This window comes from Burkholderia anthinoferrum (assembly GCF_002925705.1).
GTDB classification, from domain to species: Bacteria; Pseudomonadota; Gammaproteobacteria; order Burkholderiales; family Burkholderiaceae; genus Burkholderia; species Burkholderia semiarida.
Genome location: NZ_LFZP01000064.1, coordinates 273500 through 296814 on the forward strand (window position 1 = coordinate 273500; position 23315 = coordinate 296814).

Consider the following 23315-nt stretch of genomic DNA (forward strand, 5'->3'; position numbering starts at 1 on the left):
TCATGAGCAAAGTCATACTCGTCACCGGCGCGTCTAGTGGTTTTGGCAGACTGACGGCAGAGGCACTCGCACATGCCGGCCACATCGTCTACGCGTCGATGCGCGATACGGCAGGGCGTAACGCCGCCGTAACCGAACAGATGAGCGCACTTGCGCACACGGCCAGCATCGATCTGCGCACGCTTGAACTCGACGTGCAATCCGACGCGTCCGTCGAACGCGCAATCACGACCGTTCTGGAGCAGGCCGGCGGCATCGATGTGCTGATCCACAACGCCGGGCACATGGCCTTCGGCCCGGCCGAAGCGTTTACGCCTGAGCAGTATGCGCAGCTTTACGACATTAACGTGGTCAGTACCCAGCGGGTGAACAGGGCAGTCCTCCCGCACTTCCGGGAGCGTCAGCAAGGATTGCTGGTGTGGGTATCGAGCAGCAGCGCCGCGGGCGGCACACCGCCCTATCTCGCACCGTATTTTGGTGCGAAGGCGGCAATGGATGCGATTGCCGTGTTGTACGCACGCGAGTTGTCGCGCTGGGGAATCGAGACGTCAATCATCGTCCCTGGCGCATTTACGCAGGGCACGAATCATTTCGCTCACGCCGGAGCCCCGGCGGACACGGCTCGCGCGGCCGAATACGACGCCGGCCCTTACAAGAACTTCGGGCACGAAGTCCAAGAGGCATTCGCCGCGATCGTACCGCCCGACGCCCATGCGGGACTCGTCGCCGATGCGATCGTGGACGTAGTCGCGAAGCCTGCAGGCAAGCGCCCGTTCCGCGTGCATGTCGATCCTACCGAAGACGGCGCGAACGTGGGCTTCGCCGTGCTCGACCGGCTGCGCGCCGAGATGCTGCATCGCGTCGGACTGTCCGACCTTCTTGCGCCGCACCTCCGCACATCGCCGTGAGCCGGCGTCCTGAATCGATTTAACTGCGTCGTTGTAATGGCGTAGCAATGTGTCATCTCGATACCGACATCTTCCCGCCAACGTCCGGGCCCGACGTGCGACGAACCTTCGTTCGCAGTGGCCCGGCATACACTCCAGGAGCATGACATGATCCAACCTTCCGAAAAGGTAGCCCTCGTTACCGGTTCTTCGCGCGGGATCGGCGCGGAAATCGCGATTCGTCTCGCACGCGACGGCTTCAAGGTCGTCGTGAACTATGCCAGCAACGCGGCGCCGGCCGAGGAAGTCGCCGCAACGATTCGCGAGAGCGGCGGCGACGCGTTGCTCGTCAAGGCCGACATCGCCGATCCGGCCGCGACCATTGCGATGTTCGACGCGACGGAGAAGGCTTTTGGCCGCGTGGACGTCGTCGTCAACAGCGCAGGCGTCATGAATCAGGCGAAGATCGCAGACTTCGACGATGCGACTTTTGACCGAACGGTTGCGATCAACTTCAAGGGTGCGTTCAATGTATCGCGCGAGGCCGCTCGCCGTGTTCGCGACGGCGGCCGGATCATGAACTTGACGACAAGCGTTACCGGTGTGCGCTTGCCGACGTATGCCGTCTATATCGCGACGAAATGCGCGGTGGAGGGGCTGACTCAGGTGCTCGCCCAGGAACTACGCGGACGAGGCATCAGCGTCAATGCCGTGGCACCCGGCCCCGTGGCCACCGAGCTATTCCTCGCCGGCAAGAGCGCGGAGCTCATCGATCGAATGGCGAAGATGAATCCGCTCGAACGATTGGGGCAGCCGTCGGACATCTCGGCCGTCGTCGCGTTTCTGGCCAGCCCGGAAGGCGCGTGGATCAACGGCCAGGTCGTTCGTGCAAACGGCGGCATGTGCTGAATCCACAGTCCGGGACGGCGTTCATCGCACACGGCGCATCGATGCCGATCCCGGACCGTATATCGCGAAGGCGCCTTCGCCTCGCTGGCTCGATTCGACGCATGGCCACTGATAGTCGGGCGGAACAGCCAACGTAGATTGGTCGTTCCACTCCGGAATCCATTCAACGCACCCAACCCTCCGTCTTCATGATAGCGGCTCCCCGATCACTAGTCAGGAAATCGAGGAACTGTCTTGCTTCAGGATCGGCATCCGGGGCGAGCGCAACATTGACGTCTCTCCAGATCGCCCTGTTCGCGGGCAAGCTGACGTAATCCGCTTTGTCGGCATGTGTAATCGGCCAGTCGGGCCACGTGATCCACGCATCCGCGTCCTTTTCGACGAACATCCTGAAGCTCGGCCCGCTGCCCGTGCCGAATCCGACGATGTTCCGCCGGAACCGCCTCACGTCGTCGAGGCGTCCCATGCGGCCGGCGATGTCCTCCCACGTACCCGTGCCGGACGTATTCGCCACGCCCGCGCCTTCGGTGACGACGATACGTACGCCATCCGCGAGCAGATCGTCAAAGCCGCGGATGTGTTTCGGATTGCCCTTCTTCACGGCAATGACAGCTGGACGAATATAGATCGGCGTGACGTCACTCCATTGAAACACCGTGTAGGTTTCCAGCAGGCCGGCCATATCTTCTTCCGACGTCCCCCACAGAATATCGGCGTCGGCTTGCGCTTTGCGGCTCCACATCGGCTCCGGCCCGCCCGTCACCTCCACTTTGATACCGGTTTCGTCAGTGAAGACCTTTGCAACCTTCTGGAACGCGGTATCCGGGCCGCCGGCTCCGTACAAACGCACGATGCCGTCTTGCGCGTCACGCCGTATCGTCGGATCGGCAGTTTCATGAGCGAACGCGCCGCACGATACCATTAGGGTTACGAATGATATAGCCGTCTTCTTTTTCAAGGAGCTGAACATGATGGGTCCATTTATGTGAGTTGCTTCAGAAATTGCACGCGGTTTCGATGCGTTTCGAATCGCTCTACAACGCAAGAATCGTTCGCACGGCCTGCATTTCGTCCATGAGCTCCACGATCGATGCGTCGATACGGGCACGCGCGAACGCGTCGACCTTAAGATCCGGGACGATACGATAGTGACCTTCGCTGCAAATCGTCGGCATGCCGAACATCAGGCCGCGGGGAATGCCGTATTCGCCGTCCGACACGATGCTCATCGACACCCACCGGCCGTCGCTTCCGCGAATCCAGTCGCGCATCTGGTCGATCGCTGCATTGGCCGCCGACGCCGCGGACGATGCACCGCGCGCTTCGATGATTGCGGTGCCGCGGCGGGCGACTTCGGGAATGAACGTCTCGACATACCACCGTTCGTCGCCGACCCGCAGCGGGGCGGGCTGTTGGTCGATCAGCGCATGACGATAGTCCGGAAACATGGTCGGCGAATGATTGCCCCAAACCGCCATGCGGGTGACGGCATCCACCGCTACGCCGCATCGGGCGGCCAGCTTCGATACGGCGCGATTGTGGTCGAGACGGATCATCGCGGTAATGGCATCCGCCGGCAGGTCGGGAGCGTAGTAGCGTGCCACCCACGCGTTGGTGTTGGCCGGGTTGCCGACGACGAGTACCTTGACCTGCCTGTTCGCCACTTCATTGAGCGCATGGCCCTGGGCACGGAAGATGGCGGCGTTCGCGGCCAGCAGATCGCGCCGTTCCATGCCTTTTCCGCGCGGACGCGAGCCGACGAGCATCGCGTAATCGGCGTCGCGAAACGCAACGCGCGGATCATCGCTGATTTCGACCGACTGCAGCAACGGGAATGCACAGTCTTCCAGTTCCATGACTACGCCGCGCAGCGCGTCGAGCGCGTGCGGCAGTTCCAGGAGTTGAAGGATCACGGGTTGATCGTCGCCGAGCAGATCGCCGCGGGCGATCCGGAACAACAACGAATAGGCAATTTGACCGGCCGCCCCGGTCACGGCCACACGGCGTGCTGATTTGGACATGTTGCATCTCCTTCGAAGGTTCGGTGATGGTCATGGCATCGCTCCACGCCGGCCGGCCGCTTAGTGCACGTGCGGTCGGTGGGAGCGCGTTCAACGATTCGTTCAGGCGGTGGCGGGTCGTGCCCGGCCGACGAGGCAGGGGGCGTGGAACAGTTCGCCGCGGGCGAGGCCGCGCAGCGTGCGGGACAGCACGGTCAACCACAGCCCGCCGAGCAGCGCCGCGAGCGCAATCCCGAGCGCGGCAAACGCGGCAAAGCCGGTGGTTCGATAGAGACTGAGCGTCACGACGGTGTAGACGCCGAGCGGGAATGTAAATCCCCACCATCCGAGATTGAACGGCAGCCCGTCGCGGGAATACTTCAGTGTGAACAGCATCGCCATGGCCAGCCACCAGAGGCCCACGCCCCAGAGCAGCAAAGCGCCGATCAAGCCGATGTCGCGCGCGACAATTGCTGTAGCCTCGAACGGCGTCCCGGCAAATGCATCCGGTGCGACGTGGCCGAGCGCGAGCAAGCCCAGCGCGCCGGTGCCGATCGGCCCGAGCGTCAGCCAGCTGGACGGACCGAGATCACGATGCGGAAGCTTGTGGATCACCAGCCGGAAGAAGACGACCGTGAGTACGGTAAAGGCGAGCGGCACCGATACGGCCCACAGTACGTAACCAGCGGTCACCAGGAAGCGCGCGGTCTGTGCGTCGACATGCGGCGCGAGCACGGCGGCGCTCGACGCAGCCACTTCAGGCGCGACGATCGGCAGCAGCAGCACGGCGGTGATGCGCTCGAGCGCGTGATCCTGTGCGGTGAACATCATGTACGGCACACCGACGGCGACGGCCACTGCCACCACCGCATCCACACACCACAAGCCGTACGCCAGTTGGCTCGCAGCCCCGCCTCCGTGCGGGCCGGCAAAGAGCACCAGGCCGTTGATGACGGGTGCGAGCCCCATCGGCACCGCGCCGAGGAACATCGACTGCAGCGGATGATGCAACATCGGGCGAATCGTCTCCGGATAGAAGATCCAGCGCGCCAACAGCATGCCGGCAAACAAGACGTAAAGCACGCTATCGGCCATCCACAACGTGTGGGCCAACGTCATCTGCCCTGCAAAGTGCCACGGCAATCCGGCGATGACGAGAAATACGATTCCGTTGCCCATCGTCATCGCGAACCAGTTCGGTGTGAATTGCCGAATCTTGTCCCCGAGATTTTGTCGGCTATGGGCTGCCGTCGTGCTAGGCATTGTCGATTTCATCGCTGTTCTCTCGGAAGGGAGGGGGTATCGACAATGTAGGTGTGTGTGAGCCATACGAAAAATACATGCTTCGCATACACAACATACCTTTTACTTATGGATCCCGCTCACGATGCCTTCACTCAAGTGCCCCCGGCGGGTGGTTGCGCCCCAACGCACGTTCGCGCCTTGACGCGGCCCAAGTCCGGCGCCCGGTCCGCCGGAGGAACCCGACGTGCCGCTATCGGCTGCCTGCCATGCTTTCGAAGACACCGTCGCGCCGGATCCATGCGTGCACGAGCGCAGCGGCAAGGTGACCAAGGATCAGCAGGAAAAACGCATACGCGAGCAGCCCGTGCAGCCGACGCAGCTGACCGTAGACGACGATATCGTGCGGCAGGATCGGAAACAGCTCGACGCCTTTCCACATCACGATCGGATAGCCGCCGGCGGACTGCATCGCCCAACCGATGAGCGGCATTGCAATCATCAACGCGTAAAGCAGGTAATGCGACAGCTTCGCTACTATGGTCTGCCATAGTGGAATGTCGGACGGCAACGGTGGTGGCCGGTGCGTCAAACGCACGCCAAGTCGGATCACCGCCAGTAACAGGATCGCGATACCGAGCGGCCGATGCAACGCAAGCAATTGCGGATAACGCGCACTAACGGTCGATACCATGCCGGCTCCGACGAATAGCATCGCGATGATCAGCACGGCCATCAGCCAGTGCAGCGCACGGGCCGGCACGGAAAAGGTCGGGTTTCGGCTCGTCATTTCGCGGCTCCATGATCGTGTTCGAGAGTGATGGCATCCGGGCGCGGCCCTTCCACTGCACGTCGATAGAACGACACCGAGTAGGCTGCGGAGCGCGCGGGCAAAAGCGGATCGTCGGATGGTGCGATGCCTTTCGGCAACATCAGCGGATCGTAATTGAAGTCGCGGCAATGTCCGTCCGCTTCCGTCGCAATTGCATCGAAGACGAGCGTACCGGCGTCGACCCGTCGATGTGGTCCATCCCACGCGATCGTTGCGTTATCGGTGCGATCCGCCGAATTGGCTTGCACGAGCACAAGGTGCCACTTCACCGGCCCCTCATGGACGCGTTCGAGCAGATCGTCGAAGAGGAAGTTTGCTGGCAGTGCAGCAGCCGTACGCTTGTCCAATGCCGTGAACGGCTGCTCCGGCTCGAATTGCCAGCGCACCGATCGTGTTGCGCCTTGCGAGTCGATGAAGCGAAACGCGTTGATGCTGTAGTACGTGCCGTTTGCAAAGCCGGAGGACATTGGCGTCTTCTCCAGATAATCGAAGAAGCGCTGGGTCTCCGGATGCGTTGAGAGGAACGCCTTCATCGTGCCGGGATCAGGCTGTCCCGTAGCACGAACCGGGGTCGATGCGATCTGCAGTGCGACGAAATCGGCCGGATTCGACACGACGAAGATTGGCGTTTGATCGAGCGCCATTCGCCACTCTTCACCGTCGGCCAGCGCGAATCGCATGCCGAGTCCACGAAATATCTGATCGCTGTCCGCACCAGTCGGCACGCTTCCTCCGGTATTGAAGCGACCTGTTACAGGCACCGAGCCGACGCGGAAAAGCGCTGCCGACGACAGTGCGCTACCCGCACCGTTCGAATCGAAGTGCCCCGCGACACAAATGCCTTTTGTATGGGCTCGGCGAAACCCGGAGAATACCTTGCCGGTATTGGACTGCAGTGAATCGATCAGCTCAGCGCCGCTCAACCGGGCGGGCGTAAGCCAACCTCCAGTCCACGCGAATGCCAAAGCTGATGAGAATACGATAAGCGCGATGGCGGTTATCGCAAGAAATGGGGGGCGGGAAGGGCCGGGAGACGACATTGAATATGCTCCTGGGTCGATCGAGTAGATGGCCGCGACGCGCATTCGCGTCTCGACACCGCTACCGCAACAGTTGCGAAGCAGGCGAAGCGACTATGTCAGGAAATATCCGGAATCCATTTGGCGTTCGCACGGCCGATTGCAGATCGACACGCGCGGCTCAACCATACTGGCGGGGAGTAGCCGAACGCCGCTAGACCCATGAGCGTGCATTTTTGAAGCGCGGCGATCCATCGCGAAACGCTTTGTAGTCGATTCGAATCAAGCTTCGCCAATGATGCAAATGCACTGCGCATAGCGGCTCAATCGAGAGCGGCCCGGATTCGAAGTGCACCTCTGCGTACCTGACATAGGAGCCAGTCCGATGAAATCGATGAACGCGATCTCGTTTCGCGTAGCCTGTCTGACCGCCATAGTCGCGTGCGCGACCGGCTTCGGTCATATGACACAAAAGCGGCCTCTTACCGATACGATGACCGAGGTTGAAACGGATCTGGTAACGCCGCTGGAGCAGATCTCGACCGACGGTCGACTCGCATGCATGATCGCTGGCAACAACGATTCAACGCATCGGAGGATAGCTCCGAATCGATCGGTTCCCGTCGTCTCTCGCCGACAGGAACCGTTTCACCATTTTCCCGGTTACAAGACGACCGTCGATGACGCGAAGGACTGGACGTAGGAGCCACTTCATCGACAGGTCGCCCCCTCTCTGCACATGCGTCGAGGTATGGACGGCGATCTCGTCGTCATCTCGAACATCGGTCTCTTCCCGACCGTCTCGAAAGACGAACCGAGCGCAACAGAATCTGTAGAACGGTATTACTTCGTTTTATCCAATAATCAGGTGTGCGTTTTCGAAAATCATTGTCAGGGGAGTGTCGGACACTGCGCTGACCCCGACGAAGGCTGAACTACCGCCATGTCGGGGTTGTCGTTGTCTGCGTCGTCTAGATGACCCTCGCGCGTGATTTCCGCGTCGGTCCATCGACCAAGGCTTTCCCCCCACACACCGAGACCGGTAATGACCATCGTCTCGGCACTGTTTAACAGAGAGGAAGAAATGCGCCATTTCAAACTTGCAGCATTGGCACTCGTCCCGGTGTTCGTTGTCACCACCACCGCGTTCGCTCAAAGCACGCCATCAGTTCCGGCCTCGTCTGCAACGACGATCAGCAAGAAACAAGCGCGCCGGGCAAACTGGCACATCGAAACACAAGTCCGCAAGGCGTTGACACGGACGCAAGGACTCGCCACCTCGGACATCCGTGTAGTTGCACGCGGAAACACCGTTACCCTCGACGGCACGGTCCCCGAACAGAACCAGGTTCAGCTTGCACAGAATGCAGCACAGGTCGCGGCCCCGGCGAAATCCATCGTCAACAACTTGTCCGTAAAGGAAGCCGGGCACTGAACCGTTGGTCCGCTCAACCGCTCTCATTACACCGAATGGGCAAGTCAAACTTGCGACGGTTCGCGCCGACGATCGACAGGTGATGCGACGGCTGAGCGCCTTCACGTGCCGCCGCTCACCGTCCCGCTGCGATTGCTGAGGGTGCCCATGCAGCCCGTCGGTCTGCCACCTCGTATCGCACCAACGCTGACCCGCCGCACGCCGAGCTTCTTGAAATCTACGGTCTGCGTGTCGGAGCTGACTAGGATGGCGTTGATGGGCGTGGGCGAAACCGCCTTCACGACGGCGTCGATATCATCCGGTTTGGCGGCGCCAGCGCCGGAAGCGCGTTGGCGCCCGCCTGCGAATATGCCCCTAGCCGTGTCAGCGAGCCCTGCAACTTTATTCTTTCCAGCATCTCTCGACCAAACAGCCAACCCGTGAACCCAGGTTTTCCCGCCAACACGGCTTCCGGTTTCATGTCGCCACTCAGAATCAACTGAAAGAGATGCTCGACCATGTCGTTTCGCCAAGCGCATGATCGGAGTACTCGCTCCAACGCGACTTGTCCGTTGCTCTCATGATCTACGACTGGTAACTCGTTGGCGAGTCTGAGTAAGTTCTCGATGCTGGATTTCAGGACTTGTACATTTTCTTGCTTGTTGAGCTGTACGGTACCTCCTTGAGCCTCCGGAAAAAGGAGCGGCAGCAACACGATCTGCCGTCGAGCCGAGATCCCGAGATTTCGCAACGCCTTGATACCAGCCTGCTCATGCAAGGCCTGTCGAATCTTCGGTAGGTCTTCACGCCGAACGGCCAGCAACATTCTCTGGCTTTGAGATGGCCGGTATTTCACCTCGATGAGTCCCTTCTCGGCCAACTCCTTGAGCTTTCCCTCTCTCATATTGAGTTCGCGAGCAGCGTGTGCGGCCCACATCCACGGCAATTGAGACGCGATGGCGTCCACCGGGGAGTTTTTCCGATCCAGAGAAGGCCATGGCCAGTGATCAACGAGATACTGCAAGAAGCACTCTCTCAAGAATCCAAACTCTTGTCGCTTTTGGGTCGAACGAATATAGAAATAGACGCCACGAAAAGTAGATGCGATGCAACCCTTTTCGTCACCAATTTTCTTGTGCATTGCACGTAGATGCGCAAGAAACCCAGAGGGCCAAGCCGACAATGCGTCAGCCGATGGCTCAAGGACCGTGATGGCATCACTCATTTCACGCATGAACCATGTCCTGCCCCCGCGGTCCCCCTTTCCGCTTTTGGCGTTACTACCGAAGCACACCACAACATCAATCACGTCGTCCAACGAAAGTTCATCAAATGCGGTCGGCTCACCTCGATAATCCGGGAGTTTGCGGGCGATCAGCGAAGCAAGCTCCGCAAATTTTATGGGTGCAGGCGACGTAAACGCATCGGCAAACCTCTCACCACAATCGCAACGAAACAGTGCTTTCCTAGTCCATGCGATGGGTCGATTACACGCACCACATCGATCAATGAGCCAGCATTGATGCTTCGTACATGCCAGATATGGACGCAGTTCCCACTCCGCCGCCCAAAGTGGTTGTTCGCGTAAGCAAAGCGGGCAGCATCGTGCCGATTTGATCAACCACGCCCTCGGTGCTGAGCGACGCATACTGATCAAGCTAGTCAAGTATCGCCTCGCCTCGATCGGGGGCGCGACTCTATCCCACGAAAGCGCATGTTCAAGAACTTCATCATCAAGGATAACGCCAAGCCCATAGAGGCGATCTAATGACAGCCCGTTGCTAATTGCGATGCGTTTCATGTAGGCCGAGCTCGCCTCCCCAACCTGAATAACGGGATGCATAAGCATCCTAGGTAGGGAAGCGATTGCGGCAGACGCCGATTGCTTATAGTAATTTCGTGCCATCGCCGTTCACGTCGTGAGCGAGATACCAAAACGGCTCGTCTGTACCAACGAGGTCACGTAGTTCGGCATCTGGATGAAAGGGATTGAGTCTATTCGTCCCGCCCGACCACACCTCCTTGGTAAAGGCTTGCTCGAACAATGCGAGACTCAGCGTCGTCTTACCGCACTCCATTGCAAGCACGACCGCGCCATCGATGATCTTGGCAACGTAGTCGATCACGCCGGCTGAAGCCACATACATCCTCATTGCAAATTCTGAGGAGTGCAGGTCGGGACAAGGCAACGGAAGGCGACTGTGCATGTACTTCAGAACGCCCCCGAACTCTCGTCGATCGTCGGGAACCATCCAATCAAACCGACGCACTTCATGGATTGCAGAGAATCGCCGAGTTAACTGCGGATTAGCCTTCAAGACCTCAGCGCTGTTCGGCAGACCCGCCACGATCACAGTGACACCGCTGGCCTCCATAAGGTTCTTCAGCCAATCCGTTGCACGATTTGCTTCTGCGATACGTCCGGCATCAGCAAAATGCTGAAACTCGTCGATGATCAACATTTCAACCCTGCATTGTTTGAGCAACTCCACGAGGTAAACCGTCTTATCCTCCGCCGAACGTCTATATATACGATCACCTAGGGCGTCAAGGATCGCCTGCGCGAGGTTCTTGATACTCGGTCTCGACGGCACGACAACATAGAGAACCGGAATAATGGGACCTTCGGTAGTTTCAAACTGCTCGAATTGACTAGCATAGAACCTCAGAATCGTGGATTTCCCTGTTCCGGTGTGCCCCAACAATGCCAACGCGCGAGCCCCCGGTGACACCGAGCGCCATTGACGATGGATACCGGCGATCCGTCGCAATGCGATGCAAAAGCGGTCGTAGTGGATGAGTTCTTTTCGTATCGAGAATCTGACGACCAGGGCGCGTGACTTCTTCGCGTCCTCAGGTAGACCAATCGTTGCAAGAAACTCAAGAGGGTCTCTTTTTTCTGTTTGGATATCAGTACCCACGAGCATCTCCTTGGTACCTAGGATTCGGAGATCCATTCAGATCCGGCAACGGCCCAATATCGGAGGAATCGCAGGTTTGTCGCTGCGAATCCGGGGATCTCGAACGGCTGGACTTACGTGAGCGACGTCCACTTTCCGATCCATCTGAAAATACCCGTTCGCTATCCATAATATCTAGAGACGCTGCATGCTTGCGATCTCGTAACTTCTTTCCTCGCAAAGCTTCTCGAATCATGGACTGAATCTCAGCCTTCACGCGTAGCAGGTGCTCATCGTTCCATTTATTTCCATGAGCGAGCCTCGTGCGCTGTCGAATCAAAAGATGCTGGTGCAAGGTCAGGCCTTCGGCATAGCTCGCGAACCGATGCGTAACGGGTACCTTGAAATAGCTTCGAGCTTCGTCGTCAAAGACGTGGATGTAGCTGACGTTATCTTCGTGGCGCTTCAACTGCACTTGCGTCCGATAGTTGCGTGCCCGACTACGCAGTACTTGCAGATGCTCGTTGTTGTAGTGCAGACCATCAAGTTCGACACCGTAGTGCCATACAGTCCGACTCTCCGGTAGTCCCGTCAAGATATCGAGCTGTTGAGGGTATGCCGGTAGCTCAATCCGCACGTTCGCGATTCCTTGTTGCCATTTTTCGGCCGGCGTCATGCCAAGCGCGCGATGCGGAGTATGGTGGTATTCGTCGACAATCCACTTGATAAGGATCTGCGTCAGCGTCTTGAGATCGATCGCAGCCAGCTTTTCTGCTGGATAGTCTCCGCGTTCATCGACGCACGAGAACACGGTTCCGGGCAGTTTGTGCATCACGGAGCGCTGAATCGTGCCGATCACACGCTCGACGGCTCCCTTGAACTCCGGCTGCCCGGCCGGGCAATAGAGCATAGAGATCCCCATCTCCCCGCACACCATTTGCACCGCATCCGCGTGAAGATCCATGCCGTTATCGACAGCGACGAGATACGGGATGCCATAGCCAGGGTGTTCTCGATGCAAGTTGACAACTTTCCCCCAATCCGCCTTCGGCAAGACTGCGCGCTTGAGGCACTGAAGCACCGACTGTGCAGACGGCGCTCGGAAGCTTAGATAGAATCCGAGAATCACTCGACTATATCTGTCGATGGCAACCGTGATCCATGGTCGGCCCAACGGCAAGTTTGTGACCAAGTCGATAGCCAAGATGTCGAGCGGCGTGTGGTCAATCTCGACACGATGCAAAGGAAAATCGGCCACGGCCATTCCATGCACCCAGCGAGCCTTTCTTTCGGCCGCGTCCTTTCCAAGTCGCGCCGCATCTATCGCGTTCTGATCGAGACGTCGCAGCCAGCGATACATTGTTGACTCGACAGGACAGGTAAGCGGCGCCTGGTCAGGTCGATGCTTATTGTATTGATTGATCTTCTCGACCAACCTACCGTAGACATCTTGTCCCGAGTGCTTCTGCGGATCGAGATATATCTCGTTAACAGCCTCCTCGAATAGTGCCTGGATGACGTTGTCGCGGCGGCGCCCGCTATTCTCTCTGCAGTCGGTCAGCTTGGTAACGCTTCGCGTGTGTCGGTATCGTCTCCACCAGCGCTTGATACTGCTAACCGAAGGCACCAATGTATCGCCGATCTCTGCTGCGATTTTTTCAGTCTGTTCGCGGATCCATGAGTTTGTGTTCGTAAAATTGTCGGTCAGCTTCTGCATGTAAATGTGCCGACGGCGAGCATTCTTCTGATGGTGTTCTGGGAAAGAAGTGAGATCGCGCGGAACGGCTGTGAATAGCACGCTAGCATCGACGTTGAGACTCTGCTCATCGATTGACATCGTGCCGAGCAAGACCGCCTGGTAGAGCTCGTCGCGACTCATCGTGCGCGGTTCGCCCTCATCACACTCGAGCTTTATCTTCCCGAAGACTGTCCGGCCGATGATCGTCCATCGTTTGAGTCCTTCTCGGAACACCAAACCCTTCTTGAAGGTGAATCGGATCATGATTGTTTCTCCGACGCGAAGGCAAGTACGGTCGAATTCGTCAATGCGGTGTCGCGATCGAACACTAGGCAACCTGTCGACAGCAGGCGCATGACTGCCTGTTCACTCCCAGCGATTGAGCTTGCACGGCCGAATGTCAGCGGCTGAATCCGAGCCAGACGTCGCAAGAGCTCCGCACGTTCGAATCCGTACGGGGCTGGTCGCCGGTGATAGCTCAGACGCTCAAGATTTGCGATTTTTGATGCGCTTCCGATCTCGCGCTCGGTCAGAACCTTGAACAACTGACCTCGATGCACATACTGCTGCGCGATATCTTGCAGCCGCTCACGCAGTTGAGCCTGACGCAGCTTCGATGAGGGCTTGATCTCGACATGTACTGACGCTCCATCTTTCATCGTCAGTTCGAAATCGGGAAAGTACTTCCGCACTCGGTCGTTACGATCGCGATAAGTGACTTCAGTTGGTTGTTCGCGATAGCGTACGACGTCCGGCGAAAATTCGAAGTGCATGGCCGCATTGAACTCAAGCCGCGATTCACACTGTATAAGCGCGCGATTCTTGGTGGAGGGGTATAGATATCGAGTTCGTCGTCCGGAACGCGTCAATATTTTTCGTGCAGTAGTCGTCTTTTTCATTTCGCAGGCGATAAGAAGCCAACCCGCTCGGAGAGCAGGTAGAAATAGCACTATCTTCGGGCGTAAAAACGCCCGGCCGCAGGAATATCGCGCGGCAACTTAGTGCAAACGAAGGAGGGGAGGCTTGACGAGTCGGGGAGGCTGGACGACACTACGAGCGCCAACACGGAGCGGCGTTCAGCCTTCCCCAAAAGCGAGCAAGCCTTCTGGTTTGTCTCGCTTTTTACATTTTGGCGTCCTCCTTGTCTCTTCTGACTACGCGACCGACGACCTGCCGGTCCGCACCTGGTCCAATTTCCTGCCGCATCGCGATCACATCTCGAATCACCCGGATCTGGGTGTCCGTTAGCCTGTCCAGCTCGCGCCAAAGCTCGCTACATAGGCGAAAGACGTCTGCTGACGCGGTTTGAGGAATAGAGAAGTGTCGCGTGGAGAGCTGCAGTGCCTCGCGCAGGCTGGAGTCTTCGTCGACCGATAACCGCAGGTATGCGGAGACTCGCTCGACGAATTCGATGGAGGGCGGCCCTTTGATTCCGAGCTCAATCGCCGAGATATAGCTTTGCTCGAAGCCTATCGCTGCCGCGAGATCCATTTGGCGGACACCGTAGCGGAGCCGGAGTGCGCGCAATCGTTCGGAAATTGGACTCAACGGGTTAACTCTCGGAAGACGTTCATAGCACCGGCAGATGTTATGGCGTCCCGACCCGAGAAGTCAAACTCATGCCATTGATTTTAAATAGTTTTTTGTACTACGCGCGTGAGGCGATAGGATAATTTCGACAATGATGACGCGCGCCGAACAGGCCGCCCACAAAGGGATTCGGCATTTCTCAGCGGAATCTAGAGCGATTACTCTAGCGCGCAAAGCACTGCGGGTAGGCCAACACTGAGCTCAGCCATGTTGCCTTTTCCGGTGATTCGAGATCGTTTCGATCCAAGCCTGGCAGCTAGTCCTCCGTGTGCCGACGCGCTAACGTGGGCGACGCGGAAACCCGAATTTTCTGCAGGAAGGCTCTATGCCGTGCGTTGCTACTGTTGCATCGTATTGTTCGTGCATTCAGCCTAACGAGTACTTCGTCTTTTCACGATGGGCAGCTCATTGCTCCAAGCACTTCACCGTCATTCGAGCATGTTCCAGTGCAGAGGCAATCGAAGGACTACTCGGTTCGACAAGGCCATTGGCGACGATCTTTAGACATTCGTCGATCACTCTCACCGGAGCCCCCAATTTTCCCGACTCGTAGCGAGATAGACATGACTTATCGACCTTCAGACGCATCGCGAACTCCCTCTGCGTCGCGGCACCGCGCGCAAGTTTGATGAGCTCCTTTTGCGATCGTGGGAAACGTGACTCAACCATTTAGATGTAACTATAGCAATGAAATGCTATAATAGCATCACTCTCAGCCAAGAGTGCGCTAAGATGGAAGAGGGATATAGCTATGGCACGATCGGATCAAATCAAAGCGCTACTGCGCGCCCATGCGAGCGAAGATTCACCTCAGTTCTATGCCGTTGCGACGCAAGTTGCGGCGGATGAGGCTCGCCGCGGGCATACCCGGCTCGCCGCCGAACTTCGAGAGTTGATCGACGCGGCGAAGATGAAAGCCAACAGTCCCCGGACCGTGCGGCCGACACCGCTCGCCCAGCCAAAAGGCGAGCTCGTCGATTTGCTTTCCGTGAAGTACCCATCGGACCGCCTGAGTCAGATGGTGTTGACCGACGATGTGCGAACCAAGCTCGATCGGATCTTGAGGGAGCAGCGTGAGGTTGAACGACTTAAAGCTCACGACCTGGCGCCGCGGCGAAAGATTCTTTTAGTTGGACGCCCCGGTACCGGTAAGACCATGACCGCGGGCGCGTTGGCCGGAGAGTTGCGGCTTCCCCTGTTCACTGTCCGCTTCGACAGCCTCATTACAAAGTTCATGGGTGAGAGCTCATCGAAGCTACGCCTTGTGTTTGATGCGCTAAAGCAAACTCGCGGCGTCTACTTTTTCGACGAGTTCGATTCGCTTGGGCTTCAGCGTGGCAGCCAGCACGACGTGGCTGAAATGCGCCGTACGCTCAATATGTTCTTGCAGTTGCTCGATCAAGATGACTCGGACAGCCTTATTCTGGCCGCCACTAATCACGCGAAAGATCTCGATGTTGCGCTTTTCCGTCGATTCGATGACGTCGTGCGCTATGCTGTACCGAACGCCGAGCAAATCGAGCAGTTGCTAAGGAATCGGCTTGCCAGCTATGTGGCTGTGTCGTTTAATTTTGAGCGTGTTACAAGTGCCGCCGAAGGTCAATCTCAAGCTGAAATTTCACGGGCCTGCATCGATACGATTAAAGACACCATTCTGAATGGCGAGGGAGTTGTGAGCGAAGATTCTGTTATCGCTCACTTGTCTGAGCGCGCACACAATCAGTTCCATGATTTTTAAGGCTTACTGTTTGAGTTAGTTGTACACTCGAGCATCTCGGTTCACTTGGTAAATCCGATATGCCCGAAACAAACCTTCCTCACCTGTTTGCAAACGGTTACAGCGAAACACGAGAGTACATCGCTCCGCCGGCGCGGGTAAATCTGCCCACAATGCCGCGCAACCGACGGGCACACGGCACGCGCCTCATCGGGCAATTGCAACGTCTGCGAGTTACCGCTGCCGCGATCGAAAGTAGGCGCGAGCAACTCGATCTTCCCCGGCGGCAGGCGGGGTTTTCGATAGCAATCGAGATTCGGCCAAAGGGCGCTCTTAATCCCACCTCGGTTGAGTGGAAGCGAGACGGAATCGAAGTCTTATCTTTCGTCGATGCCCGAGATCGGGACGTCCTCGTTGTATTCGTGCCCGACGGAAAACTTTCTGCATTCGAGAAGCGGGTAAACGAGTATCTCGAGAAAGATACTGAACATGAAAAACCCGCCCATATGGCACTTGTGAATGCGATCGAGCAATTTCGTGCCATCGCCTTCGGAGATCTTTGGACCTCACGCTCAGATCCTCCAGCGCCTGATGAACTTGCCTGGTACCAAGTTTGGCTTCGATCGAAAGGGCAGTCAGCCGGTGCCATCCGTGATGAATTCGCGGAAGAAGGGGAAAATTTCGGCATTATCGTTGAGCCAGGCTACGTCACCTTCCCGGGAAGAGTTGTCGTCGCAGTTCAAGCAACCCGAGATTCGCTCCAGGAAAGCGCCGAGCTTTTGGATCTCGTCGCCGAGTTTCGAAGCGTCGCACCCACTGCGGAGTTTTTCCTTGGAGAGTTGACGCCGGCGGACCAGGCCGAGTGGGGCCAAGATTTGGTTGGACGCATCGAATTTGGCGAGAACGCAGAAGAGACTCGCGTTGCCCTTCTCGATACCGGAGTGAATCGAGCACACCCGCTTCTTTCCGATGTCCTCGGCGAACAGGATCTGCACGCATACGACGAGACATGGGGACTTGCCGATCACGAGGGGCATGGCACCGAGATGGCCGGCATATCTGCCTACGGGAATCTGACCGAACTGCTGGCTTCCAACGAGCCTGTGCTCATCAATCACGTTCTCGAGTCGGCGAAGATACTTCCTCCCAACGGCGCAAATTCCCCCCATCTCTACGGCGCTATCGTCGCCAGGTCGGCCGAACTCTTGGAGGGTGCAGCAGAGACTGATCGCCGCGTGTTTGCGATGATGACCACCGCAATTGGAGATACAAGCGGCGACCCTTCAGAATGGTCCGCCACGATCGACCAGTTGGCATTTGGAAGGCCTTCAGTCGAGATCAACGTTGACGACGACGAGAACCCCGAGCCGATTCGTCAAAGACTTTTCGTGCTGGCTGCAGGTAACGTCCAGAGCAATGAATGGCACGAGTACCCCAATTCGAACGCAATTCGGTCGATCGAAGATCCGGCACAGGCGTGGAACGCTATCGGCGTTGGCGCCTACACCACGCTTGCTGATATCAATGCGCATCAATATCCCGGGTATCAAGCTATCGCCGACGTAGGCGCGCTTGCGCCGAGTTCACGGACGTCTCTTACCTGGATCAATCAGTGGCCGTTCAAGCCCGATGTGGTGGCCGAGGGCGGTAATGGGTCCATTGACGGCACGAACACCGGGACCCCTGGCCCCGACTCGGTGCGCATGGTCACTACTGCTTCGCGGTTCCAACGATCTTTGTTCTGTGAGACCGGAGATACAAGCGCAGCGACGGCGGAGGTGGCACGATTGTGTGCGCAGATCTGGAGCCGCTATCCAGATTACTGGCCAGAAACAGTCAGAGCCCTTGTCATCCATGGCGCTCGGCACACGCCGGCCATGCGCGCAAATCTCAGTGTTCAACCGACGCAGCGAGACAAGCGAAATCTATTACGCACAGTCGGTTACGGTGCGATTCAGCCTACGTACTCCCTATCGTCGAGCGAGCAACGTGCGACTATCGTGTTAGAAGAAACGCTAACGCCGTTTCGAAAGGACGGTTCGATCAAGATGGGGAATCACAATATACATGAGCTCCCTTGGCCTTCAGACGAACTCCTCGAGCTTGAAGGACAGCAAGCGGAACTTCGCATCACGCTATCTTACTTTGTCGATCCGAATCCGAGCAAACGGGGCTGGAATAGCAAGTACAGATACCCCTCTTTCGGGTTGCGATTCTCCCTGAAAGGTGCAAGCGAAACCGACGAAGAGTTCCTGAGTCGGGTCAATTTGGCGGAGCGTGATGCAGATGACGAACAGAGGCATCCCGACCCCGACGTCGACGGTTGGACTCTGGGATCCCAGTTGCGAACAAGAGGCAGTATCCATTCTGACGTGTGGACGGGCACCGCTGCTGCCCTCGCTGCGAAAGGGCAGATTGCCGTGTATCCGGTTGGCGGCTGGTGGAAGGACTGGAAAGACGCCGAACAATGGGACAACGAGGTCAGATATTCCCTCGTGGTATCGCTCGAACTGCCAGTCGACGTCGAAACGGATATTTATCAGCCGATCGCCCACGAGCTTGGGGTGCCGATTGACGTAGAGATCGACACTTCCGACGACGATTTCTAATCGTCACTGATCCGGCGGGGCGACGATTCGTTGCCACATGCAAACGGTCGCGCCCCGCCTACCCTGTCGGCATATATCGTGGAACTTTCCCGCAACCGGCCTCGACTCTCCGAATCACCGACTGGCGCAGTTACCATTGCGCTCAGTTGATCAATGTGCTGATCTGAAATAGCGTCATTATTTGGCGTACACCCATTCTTAAATTAGTATGCAATCCGAATCACTCTCCTTCGTCGAGCATCCATTGGCAGCACATTGAAAACGCCAATCTGATACCTCCTTGATGATGACTCGGGCGACATCGCCGAGAAAAGCCATCACCGGACTCCTCAAAGCTACAGCAATGATTTCCCCTCCCGAGACGCTGGGCGCCTTTTCCGCAGAAGTTCCACGGCAACCGAGAGCAGACATGCTAGCTATTGAATCAAGAAATTAATAGCTTTGATCAAATATTGCGAAAGAGACCACCTTTTTTGCCAACCTACACCCGCCCAACTCCACCATCCCGCCCCCAATAATCCCCTTGACGCCCTATCTTTCGATATATATCTTTAGATATGTTTTGCGACACATAGGACACGATCATGCGGCACAACCCCTTCCGCGGCCATGCCCGCTGCGACAGTCATGGTACGTATGCCCGCCCCGACGGGTTCGCCGGTCTCTGGTACGCGATCGGCCGCCACCGTCGCGGCGGCCCCGATGCATTCGGCAGCGGTCCGTTCGGTGGCCGCGGCGGGCGCGGCTTCGGCGATTTCGGCGACGACGGCATGCCGCGCGGCCGCCAGTTCAGCTCCGACGATCTCCAACTGCTGCTGCTCGCGCTGCTCGCCGAGCAACCGAGCCACGGCTACGAGCTGATCAAGGCGCTCGACACGCGTTCGAACGGCTTCTACAGCCCAAGCCCCGGCATGGTGTATCCGGCGCTCACGTACCTCGAAGAAGTCGGCTTCGTCGCGTCGCAGGCGGAAGGCAACCGCAAGCGCTATGCGCTGACCGACGCGGGCCGCGCGCACCTCGATACCCAGCGTGAACGCGTCGATACGCTGTTCGCGCGTCTCACGCACCTTGCCCGCAAGATGGAATTCATGCGCCGCGCGTTCGCCGGGGAATCGGCGGGCAACGAAGCGCAGGAGGAATCGCAAGCCGGCTGGCTGCCGGAATTCGTCGAGGCGCGTCTCGCGCTCAAGCGCGCGCTGCTGCACAAGAGCGCCGCCGATACCGACGAACAGCGCCGCATCGCCGCCATCCTGCGCCGCGCGACGGCCGAAATCGAAGGCGGCGCCGGCGCGTGAGCCGCGCCGCCCCGTCACCACCCAAGGAGAACGGATTGATGCAGAACACGTCCGAACGCACCGTCACCCGCGTGCGCCACACCCTCAAGTTCCGCCTGCTGCAGGTGCTGCGCGTGCATGCCGTGACGCCGCACCTGCTGCGTGTCACGCTCGGCGGCCCCGATCTCGCGGACTTCGAATCCGCGTCGTTCGACGATCACGTGAAGGTATTTTTCCCGCCGCCCGGCGCGGAGCGGCCCGCGCTGCCGACGCTCGGCGCGAACGGCCCCGAGTTTCCGGAAGGCGAACCGAAGCCGGTCGCGCGCGACTTCACGCCGCGCCGCTTCGACCGCGCCGCCTGCGAGCTCGATCTGGAATTCGTGCTGAACCATCCGGGCCCGGCATCGCAGTGGGCCGCGCAGGCACGCGTCGGCCAATGGCTCGGCATCGGCGGCCCGCGCGGTTCGTTCGTGGTCCCGACCGATTTCGACTGGCATCTGCTGATCGGCGACGATACGGCGTTGCCCGCCGTCGCGCGGCGTCTCGAGGAATTGCCGGCCGGCGCGCGCGCGGCGGTCGTGCTGGAAGTGGCCGATCGCACCGCGCAGATCTCGTTCGACACGCGCGCCGACGTGCACGAAATCTGGCGCTTCCGCGCCGAAACCGCCGCGGCGAACGGCGACGTGCTGCTCAATGCCGTCCGCGGCCTGCCGCTGCCGTCGTCCGGCGACGGCTACGTATGGGCGGCCGGCGAAGCGTTGTCGATGCGCGCGGTACGCCAGCACCTGACCGGCGAGCGCGGCATCGACAAGTCGCGCATCCGCGCGGCGGCCTACTGGAAGCGCGGCGCGGCGGCCGTGCACGAAACGCTGGAAGACTGACCGGAGACACCGGGTTCGCCGGCGGCCGAAACAATCGTTGCGCCGGCGCAGCGGTGGGCTTGGCACCGGCATCGCGGCTGGTATATATCTGTGTCTGCGCGCCGCTGTCGGGCGACAGCCGCCGCAGCCCGCCCAGGAGCGCCCGGTCATGACAAAAGAAAGCCACGCTTCGCCTTTCCTTCGCCACCTGAAGATCGCCGGTTATTGCGGCCTCGCCGCGGTAGTCCTTGCGTTGTTCGTCGCGATGTGCGCGATCCTGAAGGAAAGCGCCCTCGACCGCGATGCCGCCCGGCATCCGGCCGATACGCCCGAACTGCGCGACGGCGGCGGCGGCCCGTCCGCGTCGGCCGAATCGGCCCGCACGTCCGACTCGCCCGGCTGACGGCAGCCCGGGCGTTTCCTTCCGCTTACGGCGCCTGCCGGCGCCCCATCACGACGGCATGCACCGAATCGCCGAGCCGTTCGAGCAGCGCGGTCACACGTTGCCCGTACAGGTGCGCGGCCAGTGCGCCGGCCGTGCCGACCAGCACGCCGCCCGCCATGTCGAGCGGCCAGTGCACGCCCGCATAGACGCGCCCCCATGCGATCGCCACGGCCATCGCGGCCATCACGAAGCCGGTCACCCGCGTCGTGCCGCCGAGCAGCAGGCCAACCGCCATGCTCCACGCGAACGTCATGTGATCGCTCGGGAACGAGCTGTCCGGCGCGTGCGGAATCAGTTGCGTGCCGACGCCCGCCATGAACGGGCGCGGCGAGAACCAGCCATGCCCGAGTACCTGCGCGAGCGCAAGCGCCACGCAAACGCCGACCCCGGCCTCGATCGCCTGACGCCGCGCGGGGCGCGCGCCGAAGATCCAGGTCAGCAGCAGCATCGCGGGCAGCGCATAAACGAGCCAGTCGGCGGCGAAGATCGCGAGGCGGGCAATGCCCGGGTGCGGTGCACTCCCGACGTTGATGGCGGAAAAGAGGGCGAGATTGACGTTCTGCATGAATCGGGTTGCGTGGGGCGTAAAAAGATCGGCCGGTTGCCCGGTCGGATACGAACGATGCCAGGGCGTGGCCGCTCGAGCGGTACCTGATGCGGCCGCCGCCCGGACAAGGCCCGCGCGGCGAACGCACTTAGAGCCTGCACTGCAACACAAGTTCACACAATTGTCATATTCTGGCGCCACCGTCTCCCGTAAAAGCTCACCGCGATTCCCGTAAAGGCTCACCTTTTCACGTCATGGCGTCATCGGCGCGTGCGACCATCGCCCCAACCAGCGTGCCGTCCCGGCCGTTTGCATCGTTCATCTCAATATTGACGCCGCAAATTATTCGAAATCGGCAACAATTAATTCCAGATGCGGCATCGCACAACGGCAACGCACAGGCATACGATTACGACCACTCATCCACGAAGCGATCAACAACAAGGAGTCCGCATGAAACCCAGCGATGTCCGATCGAAAGCGTTTGCGATGCCGTTGACCAGCCCTGCGTTCCCGATGGGCCCGTACCGTTTCGTCGATCGTGAGTTCCTGATCATCACGTACCGCACCGATCCGGACCGCCTCCGTGAAATCGTCCCCGAGCCGCTGCAGGTCACCGAGCCGCTCGTGCAGTACGAATTCATCCGCATGGCCGATTCCACCGGTTTCGGCGATTACACCGAGAGCGGCCAGGTGATTCCGGTCGAGTACAACGGCCAGCGGGGCGGCTATACGTTGGCGATGTATCTCGACGATCACCCGCCGATCGCCGGCGGCCGCGAGCTGTGGGGCTTCCCGAAGAAGCTCGCGTCGCCCACGCTGCACGTGAACACCGATCACCTCCTCGGCACACTCGATTACGGCAAGGTGCGCGTCGCGACCGGCACGATGGGCTACAAGCACAAGGAACTCGACATCGACGAGCAGGCAAAGCGGCTCGCCGGCCCCAATTTCCTGCTGAAGATCATTCCGCACGTCGACGGCACCGCGCGCGTGTGCGAACTGGTGCGCTATTACATGCAGGACATCAAGATGAAGGGCGCATGGACGGGTCCCGCATCGCTCGAGCTGGCGCCGCACGCGCTCGCGCCGGTGGCCGATCTGCCCGTGCTCGAGATCGTCGAGGCCCGCCACATCGTCGCGGATTTGACGCTGGGCCTCGGCGAAGTCGTCTACGATTACCTGGGCCAGTAACGCGTCCGCAGTCCCTTCTCCCTGTCAATCCTTTCACCACGGGAATTCGAACATGAGCAACCTGAATGGCAAGACCGCAGTCGTCACGGGCGCCGCGAGCGGCATCGGCAAGGAAATCGCGCTCGAGCTCGCCAAGGC

Annotated in this window: 21 protein-coding genes and 1 pseudogene; 11 read left to right on the plus strand and 11 right to left on the minus strand. The window is 59.2% G+C overall.

The genetic code is table 11. The features are described from left to right. Positions 1-2 precede the first annotated feature (2 nt). Together C5F75_RS31240 and C5F75_RS31245 are read left to right on the plus strand one after the other, a co-directional pair. Positions 3-908: an SDR family oxidoreductase gene (locus C5F75_RS31240; RefSeq protein ID WP_181035499.1), complete on the plus strand. Its 906-nt coding sequence runs from the start codon at positions 3-5 to the stop codon at positions 906-908. 147 nt (positions 909-1055) lie between these two features. After that, entirely contained in the window at positions 1056-1796 is a 741-nt protein-coding gene (locus C5F75_RS31245; RefSeq protein WP_104013264.1) for an SDR family oxidoreductase, read from the plus strand. A 163-nt stretch (positions 1797-1959) separates the two neighbouring features. Here the strand turns inward: C5F75_RS31245 and C5F75_RS31250 are convergent, their stop codons facing one another. The 5 genes from C5F75_RS31250 to C5F75_RS31270 all read right to left on the minus strand — a co-directional run bounded on the left by C5F75_RS31250 (position 1960) and on the right by C5F75_RS31270 (position 6910). Next, positions 1960-2766 carry an extracellular solute-binding protein gene (locus C5F75_RS31250; RefSeq protein WP_104013265.1) on the minus strand — a complete coding sequence of 269 codons (807 nt, stop codon included), beginning with the start codon at positions 2764-2766 and terminating at the stop codon, positions 1960-1962. Between the two features lie 64 nt (positions 2767-2830). Then, positions 2831-3817 (minus strand): malate dehydrogenase, encoded by a 987-nt coding sequence (locus tag C5F75_RS31255; RefSeq protein ID WP_059605784.1) that lies wholly within the window; start codon positions 3815-3817, stop codon positions 2831-2833. A gap of 102 nt (positions 3818-3919) precedes the next feature. Continuing rightward, a complete protein-coding gene (locus tag C5F75_RS31260; protein ID WP_104013266.1) occupies positions 3920-5071 on the minus strand; it encodes a TDT family transporter in 1152 nt (383 codons plus the stop codon). Between the two features lie 220 nt (positions 5072-5291). Next, positions 5292-5828 carry a cytochrome b gene (locus C5F75_RS31265; protein WP_104013267.1) on the minus strand — a complete coding sequence of 179 codons (537 nt, stop codon included), beginning with the start codon at positions 5826-5828 and terminating at the stop codon, positions 5292-5294. Continuing rightward, complete coding sequence (locus C5F75_RS31270) at positions 5825-6910, minus strand: catalase family peroxidase (protein WP_104013268.1); 1086 nt, start codon at positions 6908-6910, stop codon at positions 5825-5827. The genes C5F75_RS31265 and C5F75_RS31270 overlap by 4 nt, the downstream gene beginning before the upstream one ends. A gap of 364 nt (positions 6911-7274) precedes the next feature. Here C5F75_RS31270 and C5F75_RS37430 point away from each other — a divergent pair, with 364 nt between their 5' ends. Both C5F75_RS37430 and C5F75_RS31280 read left to right on the plus strand, forming a co-directional pair. Then, on the plus strand, positions 7275-7592 hold the full coding sequence (locus C5F75_RS37430) for a hypothetical protein (protein WP_258048622.1): 318 nt from the start codon (positions 7275-7277) through the stop codon (positions 7590-7592). Between the two features lie 342 nt (positions 7593-7934). Further along, on the plus strand, positions 7935-8324 hold the full coding sequence (locus tag C5F75_RS31280) for a BON domain-containing protein (protein WP_258048623.1): 390 nt from the start codon (positions 7935-7937) through the stop codon (positions 8322-8324). Positions 8325-8601: 277 nt separating this feature from the next. Here C5F75_RS31280 and C5F75_RS31290 read toward each other — a convergent pair whose 3' ends face one another. The 5 genes from C5F75_RS31290 to C5F75_RS31310 all read right to left on the minus strand — a co-directional run bounded on the left by C5F75_RS31290 (position 8602) and on the right by C5F75_RS31310 (position 14489). Further along, a complete protein-coding gene (locus C5F75_RS31290; RefSeq protein WP_104013270.1) occupies positions 8602-10209 on the minus strand; it encodes a TniQ family protein in 1608 nt (535 codons plus the stop codon). After that, entirely contained in the window at positions 10190-11224 is a 1035-nt protein-coding gene (locus C5F75_RS31295; RefSeq protein WP_181035501.1) for a TniB family NTP-binding protein, read from the minus strand. The genes C5F75_RS31290 and C5F75_RS31295 overlap by 20 nt, the downstream gene beginning before the upstream one ends. Continuing rightward, complete coding sequence (locus tag C5F75_RS31300) at positions 11214-13205, minus strand: Mu transposase C-terminal domain-containing protein (RefSeq protein WP_104013272.1); 1992 nt, start codon at positions 13203-13205, stop codon at positions 11214-11216. The genes C5F75_RS31295 and C5F75_RS31300 overlap by 11 nt, the downstream gene beginning before the upstream one ends. Next, positions 13202-13840 carry a TnsA endonuclease N-terminal domain-containing protein gene (locus tag C5F75_RS31305; protein WP_104013273.1) on the minus strand — a complete coding sequence of 213 codons (639 nt, stop codon included), beginning with the start codon at positions 13838-13840 and terminating at the stop codon, positions 13202-13204. Before C5F75_RS31305 ends, C5F75_RS31300 begins: the two co-directional genes overlap by 4 nt. A gap of 223 nt (positions 13841-14063) precedes the next feature. Continuing rightward, complete coding sequence (locus C5F75_RS31310; protein ID WP_181035502.1) at positions 14064-14489, minus strand: helix-turn-helix domain-containing protein; 426 nt, start codon at positions 14487-14489, stop codon at positions 14064-14066. Positions 14490-15282: 793 nt separating this feature from the next. On the opposite strand from C5F75_RS31310, the gene C5F75_RS31320 reads away from it, so the two are divergent. From C5F75_RS31320 to C5F75_RS31340, 5 genes are all read left to right on the plus strand, one after another. Continuing rightward, entirely contained in the window at positions 15283-16269 is a 987-nt protein-coding gene (locus C5F75_RS31320; protein WP_104013276.1) for an AAA family ATPase, read from the plus strand. A 59-nt stretch (positions 16270-16328) separates the two neighbouring features. Beyond that, positions 16329-18857, plus strand: a complete 2529-nt coding sequence (locus tag C5F75_RS31325) for a S8 family peptidase (RefSeq protein WP_104013277.1) — start codon at positions 16329-16331, stop codon at positions 18855-18857. Positions 18858-19441: 584 nt separating this feature from the next. Next, positions 19442-20152: a PadR family transcriptional regulator gene (locus tag C5F75_RS31330; RefSeq protein ID WP_059581415.1), complete on the plus strand. Its 711-nt coding sequence runs from the start codon at positions 19442-19444 to the stop codon at positions 20150-20152. Positions 20153-20190: 38 nt separating this feature from the next. Further along, positions 20191-21012: a siderophore-interacting protein gene (locus tag C5F75_RS31335; RefSeq protein ID WP_059581418.1), complete on the plus strand. Its 822-nt coding sequence runs from the start codon at positions 20191-20193 to the stop codon at positions 21010-21012. Between the two features lie 148 nt (positions 21013-21160). Then, a complete protein-coding gene (locus C5F75_RS31340; protein ID WP_059581420.1) occupies positions 21161-21394 on the plus strand; it encodes a hypothetical protein in 234 nt (77 codons plus the stop codon). A gap of 25 nt (positions 21395-21419) precedes the next feature. Here the strand turns inward: C5F75_RS31340 and C5F75_RS31345 are convergent, their stop codons facing one another. Beyond that, positions 21420-22001 (minus strand): undecaprenyl-diphosphatase, encoded by a 582-nt coding sequence (locus C5F75_RS31345; RefSeq protein ID WP_059581423.1) that lies wholly within the window; start codon positions 21999-22001, stop codon positions 21420-21422. A 435-nt stretch (positions 22002-22436) separates the two neighbouring features. Between C5F75_RS31345 and C5F75_RS31355 the strand changes: the two genes are divergently transcribed. After that, entirely contained in the window at positions 22437-23177 is a 741-nt protein-coding gene (locus tag C5F75_RS31355; protein WP_059581426.1) for an acetoacetate decarboxylase, read from the plus strand. Between the two features lie 52 nt (positions 23178-23229). Then, positions 23230-23315, plus strand: a pseudogene (locus C5F75_RS31360) (3-hydroxybutyrate dehydrogenase); the annotation flags it as partial.

What these genes read in the sequence shown, in the direction of transcription:
- C5F75_RS31260 (WP_104013266.1), bottom strand. Translation starts at nt 5,071, where the DNA reads ATGAAATCGACAATGCCTAGCACGACGGCAGCCCATAGCCGACAAAAT.
- C5F75_RS31245 (WP_104013264.1), top strand. Translation starts at nt 1,056, where the DNA reads ATGATCCAACCTTCCGAAAAGGTAGCCCTCGTTACCGGTTCTTCGCGC.
- C5F75_RS31300 (WP_104013272.1), bottom strand. Translation starts at nt 13,205, where the DNA reads ATGATCCGATTCACCTTCAAGAAGGGTTTGGTGTTCCGAGAAGGACTC.
- C5F75_RS31270 (WP_104013268.1), bottom strand. Translation starts at nt 6,910, where the DNA reads ATGTCGTCTCCCGGCCCTTCCCGCCCCCCATTTCTTGCGATAACCGCC.
- C5F75_RS31280 (WP_258048623.1), top strand. Translation starts at nt 7,935, where the DNA reads ATGACCATCGTCTCGGCACTGTTTAACAGAGAGGAAGAAATGCGCCAT.
- C5F75_RS31250 (WP_104013265.1), bottom strand. Translation starts at nt 2,766, where the DNA reads ATGTTCAGCTCCTTGAAAAAGAAGACGGCTATATCATTCGTAACCCTA.
- C5F75_RS31340 (WP_059581420.1), top strand. Translation starts at nt 21,161, where the DNA reads ATGACAAAAGAAAGCCACGCTTCGCCTTTCCTTCGCCACCTGAAGATC.
- C5F75_RS31265 (WP_104013267.1), bottom strand. Translation starts at nt 5,828, where the DNA reads ATGACGAGCCGAAACCCGACCTTTTCCGTGCCGGCCCGTGCGCTGCAC.
- C5F75_RS31325 (WP_104013277.1), top strand. Translation starts at nt 16,329, where the DNA reads ATGCCCGAAACAAACCTTCCTCACCTGTTTGCAAACGGTTACAGCGAA.
- C5F75_RS31255 (WP_059605784.1), bottom strand. Translation starts at nt 3,817, where the DNA reads ATGTCCAAATCAGCACGCCGTGTGGCCGTGACCGGGGCGGCCGGTCAA.
- C5F75_RS31320 (WP_104013276.1), top strand. Translation starts at nt 15,283, where the DNA reads ATGGCACGATCGGATCAAATCAAAGCGCTACTGCGCGCCCATGCGAGC.
- C5F75_RS31290 (WP_104013270.1), bottom strand. Translation starts at nt 10,209, where the DNA reads ATGGCACGAAATTACTATAAGCAATCGGCGTCTGCCGCAATCGCTTCC.
- C5F75_RS31240 (WP_181035499.1), top strand. Translation starts at nt 3, where the DNA reads ATGAGCAAAGTCATACTCGTCACCGGCGCGTCTAGTGGTTTTGGCAGA.
- C5F75_RS31335 (WP_059581418.1), top strand. Translation starts at nt 20,191, where the DNA reads ATGCAGAACACGTCCGAACGCACCGTCACCCGCGTGCGCCACACCCTC.
- C5F75_RS37430 (WP_258048622.1), top strand. Translation starts at nt 7,275, where the DNA reads ATGAAATCGATGAACGCGATCTCGTTTCGCGTAGCCTGTCTGACCGCC.
- C5F75_RS31355 (WP_059581426.1), top strand. Translation starts at nt 22,437, where the DNA reads ATGAAACCCAGCGATGTCCGATCGAAAGCGTTTGCGATGCCGTTGACC.
- C5F75_RS31330 (WP_059581415.1), top strand. Translation starts at nt 19,442, where the DNA reads ATGCGGCACAACCCCTTCCGCGGCCATGCCCGCTGCGACAGTCATGGT.
- C5F75_RS31305 (WP_104013273.1), bottom strand. Translation starts at nt 13,840, where the DNA reads ATGAAAAAGACGACTACTGCACGAAAAATATTGACGCGTTCCGGACGA.
- C5F75_RS31345 (WP_059581423.1), bottom strand. Translation starts at nt 22,001, where the DNA reads ATGCAGAACGTCAATCTCGCCCTCTTTTCCGCCATCAACGTCGGGAGT.